Annotated in this window: 14 protein-coding genes; 10 read left to right on the top strand and 4 right to left on the bottom strand. The window is 56.1% G+C overall.

Annotated elements, in window-relative coordinates; all coding sequences use genetic code 11:
* Positions 1–182: 182 nt before the first annotated feature.
* The 6 genes from ascF to B3511_RS17870 all read left to right on the top strand — a co-directional run bounded on the left by ascF (position 183) and on the right by B3511_RS17870 (position 7,317).
* Positions 183–1,634, top strand: coding sequence for a PTS cellobiose/arbutin/salicin transporter subunit IIBC (gene ascF, locus B3511_RS17895; RefSeq protein ID WP_286783970.1), 1,452 nt, complete (start codon positions 183–185; stop codon positions 1,632–1,634).
* 19 nt (positions 1,635–1,653) lie between these two features.
* Positions 1,654–3,078 carry a 6-phospho-beta-glucosidase gene (locus tag B3511_RS17890; RefSeq protein WP_040078404.1) on the top strand — a complete coding sequence of 475 codons (1,425 nt, stop codon included), beginning with the start codon at positions 1,654–1,656 and terminating at the stop codon, positions 3,076–3,078.
* Between the two features lie 207 nt (positions 3,079–3,285).
* Positions 3,286–4,284, top strand: a complete 999-nt coding sequence (locus tag B3511_RS17885) for an ABC transporter substrate-binding protein (RefSeq protein ID WP_286783969.1) — start codon at positions 3,286–3,288, stop codon at positions 4,282–4,284.
* Positions 4,284–5,321 (top strand): FecCD family ABC transporter permease, encoded by a 1,038-nt coding sequence (locus B3511_RS17880; protein WP_286783968.1) that lies wholly within the window; start codon positions 4,284–4,286, stop codon positions 5,319–5,321. Before B3511_RS17885 ends, B3511_RS17880 begins: the two co-directional genes overlap by 1 nt.
* Positions 5,321–6,082 carry an ABC transporter ATP-binding protein gene (locus B3511_RS17875; protein WP_040074273.1) on the top strand — a complete coding sequence of 254 codons (762 nt, stop codon included), beginning with the start codon at positions 5,321–5,323 and terminating at the stop codon, positions 6,080–6,082. The genes B3511_RS17880 and B3511_RS17875 overlap by 1 nt, the downstream gene beginning before the upstream one ends.
* A gap of 14 nt (positions 6,083–6,096) precedes the next feature.
* The gene (locus B3511_RS17870; protein ID WP_286783967.1) at positions 6,097–7,317 is read left to right on the top strand and encodes an MDR family MFS transporter; all 1,221 of its coding nucleotides are present in this window, start codon (positions 6,097–6,099) and stop codon (positions 7,315–7,317) included.
* 3 nt (positions 7,318–7,320) lie between these two features.
* Here the strand turns inward: B3511_RS17870 and B3511_RS17865 are convergent, their stop codons facing one another.
* Positions 7,321–7,665, bottom strand: a complete 345-nt coding sequence (locus B3511_RS17865) for a nitrous oxide-stimulated promoter family protein (RefSeq protein ID WP_286783966.1) — start codon at positions 7,663–7,665, stop codon at positions 7,321–7,323.
* Between the two features lie 184 nt (positions 7,666–7,849).
* On the opposite strand from B3511_RS17865, the gene B3511_RS17860 reads away from it, so the two are divergent.
* A complete protein-coding gene (locus B3511_RS17860; protein WP_040074270.1) occupies positions 7,850–8,080 on the top strand; it encodes a SymE family type I addiction module toxin in 231 nt (76 codons plus the stop codon).
* A 113-nt stretch (positions 8,081–8,193) separates the two neighbouring features.
* On the top strand, positions 8,194–10,755 hold the full coding sequence (gene mutS / locus B3511_RS17855; protein ID WP_212476379.1) for a DNA mismatch repair protein MutS: 2,562 nt from the start codon (positions 8,194–8,196) through the stop codon (positions 10,753–10,755).
* Between the two features lie 489 nt (positions 10,756–11,244).
* Here mutS and B3511_RS17850 read toward each other — a convergent pair whose 3' ends face one another.
* The gene (locus B3511_RS17850) at positions 11,245–12,138 is read right to left on the bottom strand and encodes a LysR family transcriptional regulator (protein ID WP_286783965.1); all 894 of its coding nucleotides are present in this window, start codon (positions 12,136–12,138) and stop codon (positions 11,245–11,247) included.
* 106 nt (positions 12,139–12,244) lie between these two features.
* Here B3511_RS17850 and B3511_RS17845 point away from each other — a divergent pair, with 106 nt between their 5' ends.
* Both B3511_RS17845 and B3511_RS17840 read left to right on the top strand, forming a co-directional pair.
* Complete coding sequence (locus tag B3511_RS17845; RefSeq protein ID WP_286783964.1) at positions 12,245–13,456, top strand: MFS transporter; 1,212 nt, start codon at positions 12,245–12,247, stop codon at positions 13,454–13,456.
* Positions 13,453–13,830 carry a DUF4440 domain-containing protein gene (locus B3511_RS17840; protein ID WP_212476386.1) on the top strand — a complete coding sequence of 126 codons (378 nt, stop codon included), beginning with the start codon at positions 13,453–13,455 and terminating at the stop codon, positions 13,828–13,830. The genes B3511_RS17845 and B3511_RS17840 overlap by 4 nt, the downstream gene beginning before the upstream one ends.
* A 52-nt stretch (positions 13,831–13,882) precedes the next feature.
* Here the strand turns inward: B3511_RS17840 and rpoS are convergent, their stop codons facing one another.
* Both rpoS and nlpD read right to left on the bottom strand, forming a co-directional pair.
* Positions 13,883–14,875 carry an RNA polymerase sigma factor RpoS gene (gene rpoS / locus B3511_RS17835; RefSeq protein WP_039029959.1) on the bottom strand — a complete coding sequence of 331 codons (993 nt, stop codon included), beginning with the start codon at positions 14,873–14,875 and terminating at the stop codon, positions 13,883–13,885.
* 60 nt (positions 14,876–14,935) lie between these two features.
* The gene (nlpD, locus tag B3511_RS17830) at positions 14,936–16,060 is read right to left on the bottom strand and encodes a murein hydrolase activator NlpD (RefSeq protein ID WP_040074263.1); all 1,125 of its coding nucleotides are present in this window, start codon (positions 16,058–16,060) and stop codon (positions 14,936–14,938) included.
* Positions 16,061–16,174 lie beyond the last annotated feature (114 nt).

The following is a 16,174-nucleotide window of genomic DNA, read 5'->3' as shown; positions in this document are numbered from 1 at the left end:
CGGGAATATCACACTTGTCACCCTGATTGGTGATCATCATCACGAATATAAAAAATGAGCAATATGCGATCTTGTTTGATCATGTGAAACTCTTCATGATTTTGTGGAACCGGTTTCCTATCTAAGTCTCATCCCGCTGTTCGATGAAGACGTACCTTACAGTTAAAACAGGATATAACCCGATGGCCAAAAACTATGCTGCGTTGGCGAATGCCGTAGTCAGCGCGCTCGGCGGCAAAGATAACATCACCGCCGTCACCCACTGCATGACGCGTTTGCGCTTCGTTGTGAAAGACGAGAGTGCCATTGATAGCGCAACGCTGAAGACAATCAGCGGTGTTCTGGGTGTGGTACGTAACGATAATCAGTGCCAGGTGATCATCGGCAATACCGTTTCGCAGGCCTACCGCGAGGTGGTGAGCCTGCTGCCGACCGATTTACAGCCGGCTGCGCCGCAGGGCCCGCAAAAATTGACCTTACGCCGCATTGGCGCCGGGATCCTCGACGCGCTGATCGGCACGATGTCACCGCTGATCCCGGCGATCATCGGTGGTTCAATGGTTAAGCTGCTGGCAATGATCCTGGAGATGACCGGCGCGTTACCGAAGGGCGCTCCAACCCTCACCATCCTGACGGTGATTGGTGACGGCGCGTTCTTCTTCCTGCCGCTAATGGTGGCAGCCTCGGCGGCCGTGAAATTCAAAACCAACATGTCGCTGGCGATAGCCATCGCGGGCGTGCTGGTACACCCGAGCTTTATTGAGCTGATGGCCAAAGCCGCCCAGGGTGAGCATGTCGAGTTCGCCTTTATTCCGGTGACGGCGGTGAAATACACCTATACGGTGATCCCGGCGCTGGTCATGACCTGGTGTCTCTCGTACATCGAACGCTGGGTAGATCGCATTACCCCGGCGGTAACGAAAAACTTCCTGAAACCGATGCTGATCGTGCTGATTGCCGCCCCGCTCGCCATTGTGCTGATTGGGCCGCTGGGGATCTGGATCGGTACCGCCATCTCTGCGCTGGTGTACACCATCCATGACTATCTGGGCTGGCTGTCCGTGGCCATCATGGGTGCGCTGTGGCCTCTGTTGGTTATGACCGGTATGCACCGCGTCTTTACGCCAACTATCATTCAAACCATTGCCGAAACCGGGAAAGAGGGGATGGTAATGCCGTCTGAAATTGGCGCCAACCTGTCGCTGGGCGGATCGTCGCTGGCGGTGGCCTGGAAGACCAAAAACCCGGAATTGCGCCAGACGGCGCTGGCGGCGGCGGCCTCTGCCATCATGGCCGGTATTTCTGAGCCGGCGCTCTATGGCGTGGCGGTGCGACTGAAACGTCCGTTAATCGCCAGTCTGATCAGCGGCTTTATCTGTGGCGCCGTGGCTGGTATCGCAGGTCTTGCCAGCCACTCCATGGCCGCTCCGGGGCTGTTTACCAGCGTTCAGTTCTTTGACCCCGCCAACCCAATGACTATCGTCTGGGTGTTTGGCGTGATGGCGCTGGCCGTCGTACTCTCTTTTGTGCTGACGTTGCTCCTCGGCTTTGAGGATATCCCGGTAGAAGACGACGCCGAAAAAGCACGCGCCCTGCAGACTGCGCCGGTGCAGGCAACAGAAGCACGAGCATAATGTGAATAGCGAGGTAAAAATGTCAGTTTTTCCAAAAGGATTTTTATGGGGCGGCGCACTGGCCGCCAACCAGAGTGAAGGGGCTTACCGTGAAGGCGGAAAGGGGCTGACCACCGTTGACATGATCCCCCACGGCGCCAACCGACTGGCGGTGAAAGTCGGCAAGGAAAAACGCTTCGCGCTACGTGAGGATGAATTTTACCCAAGCCACAACGCGATCGATTTTTACCATCGCTATAAAGAAGATATCGCTCTGATGGCGGAGATGGGCTTTACGGTGTTCCGCACCTCGATTGCCTGGAGCCGCCTCTATCCTAATGGCGATGAACCTTTACCCAATCAGGAAGGGATTGCCTTCTACCGTGCGGTATTTGAAGAGTGCAAAAAGCACAACATCGAGCCGCTGGTTACCCTGTGTCATTTTGATGTACCGATGCACCTGGTAACGGAATATGGCTCCTGGCGTAACCGTAAAATGGTCGAGTTCTTCGCCCGCTACGCCCGGACCTGTTTCGAAGAGTTTAACGGTCTGGTGAAATACTGGCTCACCTTCAATGAAATTAACATCATGCTGCACAGTCCGTTCTCCGGCGCAGGACTGGTGTTTGAAGAGGGCGAAAACGAAGATCAGGTGAAGTACCAGGCTGCCCACCACGAGCTGGTGGCGAGCGCGCTGGCAACCAAAATTGCGCATGAGGTAAACCCGGAAAACCAGGTTGGCTGCATGCTGGCAGGCGGTAACTTCTACCCCTACTCGTGCAAGCCAGAAGACGTGTGGATGGCGCTGGAAAAGGATCGTGAAAATCTCTTTTTCATCGACGTACAGGCGCGCGGCAGCTACCCGGCCTACTCCGCCCGCGTGTTCCGCGAAAAGGGAGTGGTCATTGTTAAAGACCCTGGTGACGACGAACTGCTGAAAAACACCGTGGATTTCGTCTCGTTCAGTTATTACGCCTCACGTTGTGCTTCCGCTGACATGAATGCCAATAACACCAGCGCGGCCAATATCGTTAAATCTCTGCGAAATCCGCACATCGAAGTCAGCGAATGGGGCTGGGGCATCGACCCGCTGGGTCTGCGTATTACCATGAACATGATGTATGACCGCTACCAGAAGCCACTTTTCCTGGTGGAAAACGGCCTCGGTGCGAAGGATGAAGTTGACGCCAACGGCGAGATTAACGATGACTATCGCATCAGCTATCTGCGCGAGCATATTCGCGCAATGGGCGATGCCATTGAAGACGGTATTCCGCTGATGGGCTACACCAGTTGGGGCTGTATCGATCTGGTGGCGGCCTCTACCGGTGAGATGAGCAAACGCTACGGCTTTATCTATGTCGATCGCGACGACGCCGGCAACGGCACGCTCGATCGTAAACGCAAGAAATCGTTCTGGTGGTATAAAAAAGTCATCGCCAGCAACGGTGCCGATTTAGACTAACCTCCCCGACCGGGCGACCTGTGCGCCCGGCTGTTTCGCCTCGCCCCCTTCCGCCCTTACAATACCCAATGATTTCATAGCGTTATTGTCATTCATTGACACCTAATATATTACATTGTATAAAGCTTCGCCATAATAATGAGTTTCATTTACATCTTGCTCACCACCAGGGCAGCGCAACATAAAATTAATGAAGGATAGCGTTCCATGAAAAACATCATCAGCGCAGTAGGATTGTTCCTCGCCACTGCGGGCTCCGCCTTTGCGACCACTTATCCGCTGACGATTGAGAACTGCGGCTATAAAGAGACGTTTACAAAAGCACCGGAACGCGTCGTCGCCCTGGGCCAGAATACCGTTGAAATTTTGCTGTTGTTGGGATTAGAAGATCACGTCGTAGCCAGCGCTTTCTGGCCAACCAAAGTCCTGCCGGAACTGGCGGCGAAAAACGAAAAAATCAAAACGCTGACGGTCGAAATCCCGGGTCTCGAATCTGTCCTCGCCCAGAATCCGGACTTCGTACCGGCACAGCTTCCGCTGCTGCTGGGGCCAGAGAGTAAAGTTGCCAAACGTGAAGACCTGCAGACAGTAGGCGTTAACAGCTATATGTCACCCGGCATGTGCGCTACCAAAAAAGACATTGGTGATATGTACGGCAGCCGTCAGAAACTCTGGGACATGACCTTCCTTTATAAAGAGATCGAAGACTTCGCAAAAATCTTCAACGTGGAAGATCGGGGCCAGGCGCTGATTGCCGACTTCAAAAAACGCGAAGCCGATCTGCGCACTGAGTTCAGCAAAAATAAAAAAGACCTTTCGTTCGTCTTCTGGTTCTCCAGCTCCTCCCCCTCCTCTGATGCCTATGTCGGCGGTAAAAATAGCGCGTCCGGCTTTATCGCCAATGTGCTGGGTGGCCATAATGCCATCACTTCTGAAACGGAATGGCCGACCGTGGGCTGGGAAAGCATTATTGCTGCCAACCCGGACGTGATTGTTGTTTCTAGCCTTGATCGCAACCGTTGGGCGCTCGATAGTGCCCAAGAGAAGATTAAATTCCTGAAAAGCGATCCGGCCGTCAGCCAGCTCGACGCCGTGAAAAAAGGGCATATCGTCGTTATGGACGGCCAGGCGATGAACCCTACCATCCGCACGATTTACGGTGCTGAGCAGGTGGGTGAGCAGCTCAGAAAGCTGGGGCTGAATTGATGACGGTAGTGGTGCAACAACGTCGACAAGGCCTGCTGCTTACCACCTCGTCCGTGCTGGCTGTTGTGCTTTTATTGCTGGTGATTGCGCTGGGCGTCAGCGTGGGGGAGCTCTCTATCCCCCTGCAAACCGTCTACTACGCGATTGCTAACAAAGCCGGGCTGACCAACGTTCCCCTGAACCGTATCTACGAGAGCGTGATCTGGGATTTCCGTCTTAGCCGCGCTCTGGTGGCGGCGTGCTGCGGTGCAGGGCTGGCTATCTGCGGTGCCGTGCTGCAAAGCTTGCTGAAAAACGCCCTCGCTGAGCCCTACGTGCTTGGCGTCTCTGCCGGGGCTTCTACCGGGGCGGTATCGGTCGTGGTTCTCGGCATTGGCTCCGGGGCCGTCACCCTCTCGGCGGGCGCCTTTGCCGGCGCCTTTTCAGCTTTTGCGTTTGTCGCCTTTCTGACCAACGGCGCGCGTGGCGGCAATGAGCGCACGATACTGGCCGGGGTCGCAGCCTCTCAGTTGTTTAACGCCATCACGGCATACACCATCAGCACCTCCGCCAGCGCTCAGCAGGCACGCGATGTTATGTTCTGGCTGTTAGGCAGTTTTAGTGGCGTGCGCTGGCCGGAATTCCAGCTGGTATTAGTCGTGGTATTGCTGGGGCTGGCGATTTGTCTCTATTACTCCCGCGCGCTGGATGCCTTTACCTTTGGCGACGATGCCGCCGCATCGCTGGGGATCGCCGTACCGCAAGTCCGTTTGCTCCTGTTTACCGTCACCGCGCTGATTACCGCCACCATCGTTAGCATGGCAGGCTCGATCGGTTTCGTTGGGCTGGTGGTACCCCATATGATGCGCTACTTCTTTGGGCCCCTGCACCGTACGCTTCTGATTGCCAGTGCGCTGGCCGGGGCGATTCTGATGGTGCTGGCCGATATCGCTTCCCGCATGCTGATTGCGCCGCAAAGCCTGCCGGTGGGTGTCGTAACGGCCCTGGTGGGGGTACCCTTCTTCGCCGTCATTATCTACCGTTCAAGGAATAAGTGATGAGTATCACCGCCGATAACATTACCTGGAAGGTAGGCAAAAAGGTCATCGTCAATAACGTCTCGCTCCGGGTCACGCCGGGGCAGACGGTCGGCCTACTGGGGCCAAATGGCTCGGGCAAATCCTCTCTGCTGCGCGTGCTTGCCGGGCTTCGCCGCCCTCACGCGGGCACCGTCGCTCTGGATGGCAATAACATTGCACGTATCAATAAAAAGCAGCTGGCGCGGCGCGTCGCCTTTGTTGAACAGCACGGCATGACCGACGCCAACATGCAGGTACGTGACGTCGTTAAGCTCGGGCGTATTCCGCACCATACGGCGTTTTCCGGCTGGAGCAGCCACGATGATGCCACCGTGAACGCGGCGCTTGAGCGGGTGGATATGCTGGAAAAAAGCACCCAGGGCTGGTTAAGCCTCTCCGGTGGTGAACGGCAGCGTGTGCACATTGCCCGGGCGCTGGCGCAAACCCCCAGCGAGATCCTGCTTGATGAACCCACCAATCACCTGGATATTCACCATCAAATGCAGTTGATGCAGTTGATCAGTGAACTGCCGGTCACCAGCATTGTGGCGATCCACGATCTCAATCACGCCTCGATGTTTTGCGATGCGCTGATTGTTATGCAGAAAGGGCAGATTGTTGCCACCGGCTCACCCCAGGCGATCCTCACCGAAGATCTGCTGTGGGACGTGTTCCGCGTGAAGACGAAAATTGAAATATCGCCATTTCATGGCAAGAAACATATCCATTTCCTCGTCTGATGCCAGGTAAGCCCATGCTCTCTTTGCGCCCGGCAACACAACTCTGGCCACCGGTTTTACTGGGCAGCCAGTTTGTGTTCAACATCGGCTTTTACGCCGTTGTCCCCTTTCTGGCGATCTTCCTGCGCGATGACATGCAGCTCTCAGGCGGGCTGATTGGTCTTGTCCTGGGGTTACGCACCTTCTCCCAGCAGGGGATGTTTATCGTAGGCGGTGCCCTCTCTGACCGCTTTGGCGCGCGTAGCGTTATCCTTTTCGGCTGCCTGGTGCGGGTGGCGGGTTACTTGCTGCTGGCGCTGGGTGACTCCCTCGGGGCGATAATCCTCGGTGCCTGTCTGACGGGCATTGGCGGTGCGCTCTTCTCCCCTTCCATTGAAGCCCTGCTGGCCAAAGCGGGCACGCGTAGCGAAGCGGAAGGCAAACGCAGCCGTGCGGAGTGGTTCGCACTGTTTGCGGTTTGCGGTGAGTTGGGTGCTGTGCTCGGACCCGTAGCCGGCGCACTGCTGGCGGGGATCGGTTTTCGCCAGATTGCGCTGGCGGGCGCAGGGGTCTTTGTAGTGGCACTGATGGTGCTGCACTTTTGCCTGCCCACCTCCGCGCAGAAAAAACCGTTACACATCACACCCTGGTGGACCACCTTCCGGCAGCCACGCTTTGTCGGCTTCATCATCGCTTACAGCGCCTGGCTCTTAAGCTATAACCAGCTCTACCTGGCGCTCCCGGTGGAGATTCAGCGAGCCGGCGGCAGCGAGAAAGATCTTGGTCCGCTGTTTATGCTGGCCTCCGTGCTCATTATCGTATTCCAGCTACCCCTGGCACGCGTTGCCCGCCGGGCCGGTGCGGTGCGCATTCTGCCCGTCGGCTTTGCCGTGCTGGCCGCTTCTTTCGTGAGTGTGGCTCTGTTTGCCAGCCATCCCCCGGCCGATGGCTGGCTGCGTCTTCTGCCGGCGGCCTGTTTCGTTACCCTACTGACTTTCGGACAGATGCTGCTGGTGCCTGCTGCTAAAGATATCATTCCGTGGTTTGCCAGCGAGTCGACGCTGGGGGCGCACTATGGCGCGCTCGCCACCGCAGGGGGATGCGCCGTGCTGGCAGGGAACTTATTGCTGGGCAGCCAGCTCGATTACGCCCTTACCCCGTCGCCCCAGGCGGTCTATCCCTGGCTGCAACTGGCCTGTTTCCCACTCTGCAGCGCCGTGGCGATGATATTTATCTGCCGGCCGGTGCGACGCTAAGCGCTACTTTTTGGGGCGGTACTTTTCGGGCAGCGGCGGGACAGGACGGCGGTCATCGATGAGGTGGCGTACGGTCAAAATCGGGTGACGCCAGAGCATGCGCGGCCCGGCCCAGCGCATGACCTGTTTCATCTCTTCCCGTTTCGCCGGCTGATAGCAGTGCACAGGGCACTGTTTACAGGCCGGTTTTTCTTCAGCGAAAATACATTTATCCAGACGCTTGTCCGCATAGGCATTCAGCGCCTGATAATACCCCTCTTCGCTTACAGCCTGAGGGCATTGCGCCTCATAGCGCGCAATCATTTTGCGGATGGTCTCTTTTTCGCGCGTAATGCGTTTTCCGGACATGTGAGCACACCTGTTTATAAGTTGCATCTATGATACCTCTTCATGCTATGCGTTTCAGCCTGATTTCATTTTTTGCATCCCGTTTTTGGAAGCAGTCTCGCAGCTCTGCGTTTGTCATTGGGTGATTTTACTGGCATTTTATACAGGTGTTTTTTCTTCTTCAGGGCCAGGAAAGGAGTCCGCAATGACTGAACTGAATACTGTAAAACCGTCTCGTCATTTAACCGTAAGTTCTTATCGCAGACGTCACGAAGATCGTCGGACTAAAGTGCCGAAAGGATACAGTCTGCACGCCGCGCTGAACCTGAAAGGCGACTGGCTGGAAGCGGCGGGTTTCAAAACCCACTCCCGGGTGCAGCTTAGCGTTGAGCAGGGCAAAATTGTGATTGAGCTGATGAACGAAAACTCGGCCTAAAGGGGCCACATTTTGCTGCGCGAGGTCATTTTTTCATGCGACAATAGCCTTAATTCATGACCATTGCGTCGCTTAAATCGTACTATTTTCAAAGAAATGGACATCATCACTCCATGACCACTACCGACAACTTAGACGCTCACACCCCGATGATGCAGCAGTATCTGAAGCTGAAAGCCCAGCATCCAGAGATCCTGCTGTTCTATCGGATGGGCGACTTTTACGAGCTTTTTTATGATGATGCGAAACGCGCATCGCAGCTGCTCGATATCTCGCTGACCAAACGCGGCGCCTCTGCAGGCGAGCCGATCCCGATGGCGGGCATTCCCCACCACGCGGTGGAAAACTATCTGGCGAAGCTGGTTAATCAGGGTGAGTCGGTAGCCATTTGCGAACAGATTGGCGATCCGGCGACCTCAAAGGGGCCGGTTGAGCGCAAAGTGGTGCGCATCGTCACCCCAGGCACCATCAGTGATGAAGCCCTGCTGCAGGAGCGACAAGATAATTTGCTGGCCGCCATCTGGCAGGACGGCAAAGGTTACGGCTACGCCACGCTGGATATTAGCTCCGGGCGTTTTCGTCTGAGTGAACCGGCTGACCGTGAAACCATGGCGGCAGAACTGCAGCGCACCAACCCTGCGGAACTGTTGTATGCCGAAGACTTTGCCGAGCTGGCATTGATTGAAGGTCGTCGCGGGCTGCGTCGTCGCCCCCTGTGGGAGTTTGAGATCGATACCGCCCGTCAGCAGCTCAACCTGCAGTTTGGCACCCGCGATCTCATTGGTTTTGGTGTCGAAAATGCGCCACGTGGCCTTTGCGCGGCGGGATGTCTGCTGCAATACGTGAAAGACACCCAGCGCACGGCTCTGCCGCACATCCGCTCTATTACCATGGAGCGCCAGCAGGACAGCATCATCATGGATGCCGCCACCCGTCGCAATCTCGAGATCACCCAGAACCTGGCCGGGGGCGTTGAAAACACCCTGGCCTCGGTGCTCGACAGCACCGTCACCCCAATGGGGAGCCGTATGCTCAAGCGCTGGCTGCACATGCCGGTGCGTGATACCGCAACGCTGGTCGGTCGTCAGCAGACTATCGCCGCCTTGCAGGATCGTTTTACCGAACTGCAGCCGGTTTTGCGTCAGGTAGGCGACCTCGAACGTATCCTTGCCCGTCTTGCGCTGCGCACCGCTCGCCCACGTGACTTAGCCCGTATGCGCCATGCCTTTCAGCAGTTGCCCACCCTGCGGGCGCAGTTGGCTGAGGTTGAGAGTGCGCCGGTACAAAAGCTGCGTGAAACCATGGGTGAATTTAGCGAGCTGCGCGAGTTACTGGAGCGTGCTGTGGTTGAAACCCCGCCGGTGCTGGTGCGCGACGGTGGCGTTATTGCACCTGGCTATAACGAAGAGCTGGATGAGTGGCGCGCGCTGGCAGACGGTGCAACGGATTATCTCGATAAACTGGAGATCCGCGAACGCGAACGCCTGGGCCTGGATACCCTGAAAGTCGGCTATAACGCCGTTCATGGTTACTACATCCAGATTAGCCGTGGGCAGAGCCACCTGGCGCCTATCCACTATGTCCGCCGCCAGACGCTCAAAAATGCCGAACGCTATATTATTCCTGAGCTAAAAGAGTACGAAGACAAAGTGCTGACCTCCAAAGGGAAAGCGCTGGCGCTGGAAAAACAGCTTTATGACGAGCTGTTCGATACGCTGATGCCGCATCTGGGCGATCTGCAGCTCAGCGCAAGCGCGCTGGCAGAGCTGGACGTGCTGGTTAACCTGGCGGAGCGTGCCGATACGCTGAACTACAGCTGCCCCACCTTTAGCGATAAGCCTGGCATTCGTATCACCGAAGGTCGCCACCCGGTGGTGGAACAAGTGCTCAATGAGCCCTTTATTGCCAACCCGCTTAACCTGTCGCCTCAGCGTCGTATGCTGATCATTACCGGCCCGAACATGGGTGGTAAAAGTACCTATATGCGCCAGACCGCGTTGATTGCGCTTCTGGCCTATATCGGCAGCTACGTGCCCGCGCAAAAAGTTGAGATCGGCCCCATCGATCGCATTTTCACCCGCGTGGGTGCGGCAGATGACCTGGCCAGCGGCCGCTCCACCTTTATGGTGGAGATGACCGAAACCGCCAATATTCTGCACAATGCGACGGAAAACAGCCTGGTGCTGATGGATGAAATTGGCCGCGGGACCTCAACCTACGACGGCCTGTCGCTGGCATGGGCCTGCGCTGAAAGCCTGGCAAACAAAATCAAGGCGCTGACGCTCTTTGCAACCCACTATTTCGAGCTAACCCAGTTGCCCGAAAAGATGGAAGGGGTGGCGAATGTGCATCTGGATGCGCTGGAGCATGGGGATACTATCGCCTTTATGCACACGGTGCAGGATGGCGCGGCCAGCAAGAGCTACGGCCTTGCGGTAGCGGCGCTGGCAGGGGTGCCTAAAGAGGTGATTAAACGGGCACGGCAGAAACTGCGCGAGCTGGAAAGCCTGTCGCCAAACGCGGCGGCAACCCAAATAGATGGTACGCAGATGTCGTTGCTTGCGCCGGCAGAAGAGACGTCGCCTGCCGTTGAGGCGCTGGAGAATCTCGACCCGGATACACTGACACCGCGTCAGGCGCTGGAGTGGATCTACCGGTTGAAGAGCCTGGTTTAGGGCTCAGCGGTCTCCGGGCCGATTGAGTCAAAAAGTGTCCCCCATGTGACCGGTTCATACACGGCCGGTCCCCCTTGTCACGTTCACGAGTGGTGTAATGCCATATTCCGCTGAACATGAGGTGAACGGAACGATTCCATCGTGCTGACTAATGGGCATTACAACCAGAGTTGCCGTTGTGCTTTGACCATCTGTCACGACCGTTTTTCAGCGGCAGTTGTAGCGACGCGCCCAACGGCAACTCACCAGCACTAACACATATCACTCTCTGGCAGCCAGGAAAGGAACCGCTGGCTCTCACCGTCATGACCATGAGCCCAAAGCGATGCCGGCGAACCGGCGGAGCCGCAGAGAACCTGCCGCCTGGAAAATGGCGAGCATGGTCATGCCGACCATCGTCACTGCTTTCTTTTTTATCCGCGTTTGATGAGGGCGCTGGAAGGGTACCTTCACAGAGAAGAACCTGAGCGGTGCCCGACAAAACCAGGATCATAACGCGTTAACCCGGGTACGCATAAAATCAATAAACGTGCGCACCTTTGCTGAAACATGCTGGGCATCAGGATAGACAGCATAGATGCCCTGTTGGGCAAAAGTGTATTCCGGTAAAACGGGGAGCAGTTGCCCCGCCTCCAGCGCACTTTGTGCCAGCCACGCAGGCAACAGCGCCACACCGCTACCGGCCAGGGCAAAGGCCATTAATGCCTGCGCGCTGTCCGCATATAATCGCGGTGCTTTTTTTATCTCCAGCATGACGCTCTCACCGGCAGCGTTGCGTAGCTGCCAGCGCAGCGGTGAAGCGACGCGTTCATGAATGATCCAGTCAGCCTGCGCCAGCGCCTCTGGTGATCCCACAGGATGGGCCTGCAGCCACGCCGGGGATGCTACGGGCAAGATGGCAAACTGCGAAATCAGCGCGGCGTGATAGCGCGAATCTGCAAGCGTCCCAAGCCGAATGGCGACATCAAAACGTTCAGAAATAAGATCCCTGTGCAGCGAAGATGATACCAGCCGCACGCGTAGCTCCGGGTGCTGAAGGCTAAATTCGGCCAGCAGGGGCACCACCACCTTCGCCCCATATTCGGGAGTGCTGGTAATACGCAGTTCCCCCGTCAGCCCGGCATGGTTGGCGCGCACATCATCCGCGAGTTTCTCCGCGTTCTGAAGCAGCGCCACGCTACGTTGGTAAAACAGCTCCCCGGCTTCGGTTAAGCGCAGCCGGCGGGTGGATCGTAGCAGCAGCGTAACGCCCAGCTCATCTTCGAGCTGGCGAATATTGAAACTGAGAACCGCTTTTGTTAACCCCATAACATCTGCGGCAGCGGTAAAACTTCCGCTCTCTACCACCGCCACAAACATCCCTGTGCGCTGCAAATTCAACATCGTCAGCCTTTTCATTGTCAAAATTTTTTTGACAGTATATCGCGCTTTGTCGCGTTTATCTGTTCTCTGCCGCCCGCTACGATACGGCCTCACTGGAGGAGTTCCCATGACCTATCGCACCAGGGTTGCTGTTGTATTTTTGCTCGGCTTTTTTCTCGACCTGATTAACATGTTCATCGCCAGCGTGGCCTTTCCAGCTATGGGCCGGGCGTTTGACGCTACGTCTTCCGCACTTGCCTGGGTGAGTAATGGCTATATTGCCGGGCTAACGCTGGTCATTCCCTTCAGCGCCATGCTGGCGCGCCTGCTAGGCCCCAAACGCCTGATCCTGCTATCGCTTTTACTGTTTAGTACCGCTTCTACCGCTGCGGGGCTGGCGTCCACACTCGACAGCCTCATCGCCTGGCGCGTCGTGCAGGGGCTTGGCGGCGGGCTGCTGATACCGGTTGGGCAGGCGCTGGCGTGGCAGCAGTTTAAGCCGCACGAACGTGCCAGGCTCTCTTCAGCGGTTATGCTGGTGGCGCTGTTGGCACCGGCATGCTCACCTGCGCTGGGCGGCGTGCTGGTGCAGACGCTCGGCTGGCGATGGATATTTTTTGCGACTCTGCCCGTCGCTGCCCTCGCATTTACGCTGGCCTGGCTATGGCTTCGTGACGAGAAACCACAGCAGATCGTGACGCGACGACTGCTTCACCTCCCGCTGCTGAAAGATCCGCTGCTGCGGTTTTCTATGCTGGTCTACCTGTGCGTTCCCGGCACGTTCATTGGCGTGAACGTGATAGGCATGTTTTACCTGCAAAGCGTCGCCAGACTGACGCCTGCCGAAACGGGGGCGATGATGCTACCCTGGTCACTGGCCTCTTTTGTGGCGATCGCATCAACCGGACGCTACTTCAACCGTCTGGGTCCCCGACCGCTGATTATCCTCGGCTCTCTTTTGCAGGCCACGGGAATGGCGCTTCTTGTCCCTGTCGGCCCGGAGAGCCCGCTCGCACTGCCGGTGCTGGCATTTACGCTTATGGGTGCGGGAGGTAGCCTGTGCAGCAGCACGGCGCAAAGCAGCGCGTTTTTAACTATCCCGCATGATGCGATGCCGGATGCCAGCGCGCTGTGGAACCTGAACCGTCAGCTGAGTTTTTTTCTGGGGGCGTTAGTGCTGGCCGCGCTACTTAGCCTGGCGCAGCACTACCTGCCGCCGATTACGGCGTGGCACAGTACTTTTATTTTTGCCGCTGGCGTAACCTTACTGCCCCTGCTGACCGTTATTCGTCTTAACAATGCGAAGGTGCTGATGCAGCTTCAACAGGAGAAATCATGACCCCGTACGAAAAAGAAATTATTGATCTTCACGTTGCGCTCGAGCAGTGGCTTGGAGAAGGCGAAGGCGACATCACCGCCCTGCTCGCCCGCTTCAGGCCGGATTTTATGATGATTCCACCGGGCGGCACTCATCTGGACCATGCGGCACTGGCTGGCTTCCTGCAAAACCAGCGCGGCAGTCGCCACGGCCTGAAAATAGCTATCGATGAGCTCGCTACGGTGCAGGAATGGGAAGGTGGCGCGGTGCTGCACTACCGGGAGACGCAAACCCGTCCGGACCAGCCTGTCAACGTACGTTGGTCAACCGCGGTGCTTAATCAGGAAGGTGCTGGAGTCACCTGGCGTCTGTTGCACGAAACGACGCAGGGGTAGCACAAAAGAAAAAGGCCCGTCTCACGACGGGCCTTTTTTGACGAAAGGGTAATTATTCGCGGAACAGCGCTTCGATATTCAGACCCTGCCCCTGCAGAATTTCACGCAGGCGACGCAGACCTTCTACCTGAATCTGACGAACACGTTCACGGGTCAGGCCAATTTCGCGGCCGACGTCTTCCAGTGTCGCAGCTTCATACCCCAGTAAACCGAAACGACGTGCCAGCACTTCACGCTGTTTGGCGTTCAGTTCGAACAGCCATTTAACGATGCTCTGTTTCATGTCATCGTCTTGCGTAGTGTCTTCCGGGCCGTTGTCTTTTTCATCGGCCAGGATGTCCAGCAGCGCTTTTTCGGAATCGCCACCCAGTGGGGTGTCAACCGAGGTAATACGCTCATTGAGACGCAGCATACGGCTTACGTCATCAACCGGTTTATCAAGCTGCTCGGCAATCTCTTCTGCACTTGGCTCGTGGTCCAGCTTATGGGACAACTCGCGTGCAGTACGCAGATAGACGTTCAGCTCTTTCACGATGTGAATCGGCAGGCGAATCGTACGGGTTTGGTTCATGATTGCCCGTTCGATGGTCTGTCGAATCCACCAGGTTGCGTAGGTTGAGAAACGGAACCCACGTTCTGGGTCAAACTTCTCAACAGCACGGATAAGCCCCAGGTTACCCTCTTCAATCAGATCCAGCAGAGCCAGACCACGATTGCTATAACGACGGGCAATCTTCACAACCAGACGCAAGTTACTCTCAATCATGCGACGGCGTGAGGCTACGTCACCACGCAATGCACGGCGCGCGAAATAAACTTCTTCTTCGGCTGTTAACAGTGGGGAGTAACCAATCTCCCCAAGGTAAAGCTGAGTCGCGTCAAGCACACGTTGTGTGGCGCCCTGCGATAACAGCTCTTCTTCAGCTAAATCGTTATCACTGGGTTCCTCTTCTACTAAGGCTTTTTCATCAAAAGCCTCTGCTCCGTTCTCATCAAATTCCGCGTCTTCATTTAAATCATGAACTTTCAGCGTATTCTGACTCATAAAGGTGGCTCCTACCCGTGATCCCTGAACGAAACATCCTGACTGGCATGTCTCGTCAAATTATCGCTGCGGCAAATACTGCAGCGGGTTTACGGATTTCCCCTTGTAACGAATTTCAAAATGCAAGCGTGTAGAACTGGTTCCGGTGCTACCCATGGTAGCGATTTTTTGCCCCGCCTTAACTTCTTGTTGTTCCCGGACCAGCATCGTATCGTTATGGGCGTAGGCACTCAGGTAATCATCGTTGTGTTTGATGATAATAAGATTACCGTAACCGCGAAGTGCATTACCGGCATACACAACACGTCCGTCTCCGGTCGCGATGATAGCCTGTCCTTTACTCCCCGCGATATCGATCCCTTTATTTCCCCCCTCGGAGGAAGAGAAGTTCTCGATAACCTTGCCGTCAGTCGGCCAGCGCCATGAAGAGATCGGCGAGCTGGACGTTACACTGCTGGCAGTGGGCTCGGTAGAGCTAACCACAGGTGCCGTAACCGGTGCTGTGACAACGGTCGCAGTACCCTTATTATTCGGCAACATCTTGTTAGCACTCTGTTCACCTGAGTCCTCAGAATACGTAATTACAGGTTGTGAAGCAACCACTGTGCTTGATTTTTGTGCAGGGGTCACACTGTTATTTTGCGCGGTGACGTCGGCCGCAGAAACGCTGTTACCCGGCGTCAGAGGTTTACCGGTGGCATTGCCCACCTGCAGCGTTTGGCCTACTTCCAGTCCATACGGGGCTTGTACGTTGTTTCGCTGGGCGAGATCGCGGAAATCGTTCCCGGTGATCCACGCGATATAGAACAGAGTATCGCCGCGCTTAACGGTATAGGTGCTGCCGCCAGTATAGCTGCCTTTCGGAATGTTCCCATACTTGCGGTTATATACTATGCGGCCATTTTCGGTCTGAACAGCTTGTTCCACTGGCTGAATCTGCGTCGGCTGGACAACAGGACGTTGAACAGGCTGGATCTGCGGAGTTTGCTGCGCTGTAGAGTTACCCATCTTTGGTGGAGGAGTAATCAGCATTCCACTGGATGTGTTACCTGAACCGCTATTGCCGCCAACTGAGCTCACCGGCGCAGGGGGATTGTTTGAATTAGAACAACCTGCCAGCCAGAGTGAAACCAGTGATAATGCCGCGACACGGCTGATGGTGAATTTTGGGCTTCCCGCGCTCATTTATCCCCCAGGAATGTGTTAACTACCAGTGACTTAATATTATCCGTGTTGGCACGAATCTTTTGCGCCCCACGATACGCTGAATTGGCCTGAATAACCCTGGAAAAATCTGAG

Source organism: Leclercia sp. UBA1284 (genome assembly GCF_002308415.1).
GTDB lineage: Bacteria > Pseudomonadota > Gammaproteobacteria > Enterobacterales > Enterobacteriaceae > Enterobacter > Enterobacter pneumoniae.
This window is presented reverse-complemented; position numbering and strand designations above follow the sequence as displayed.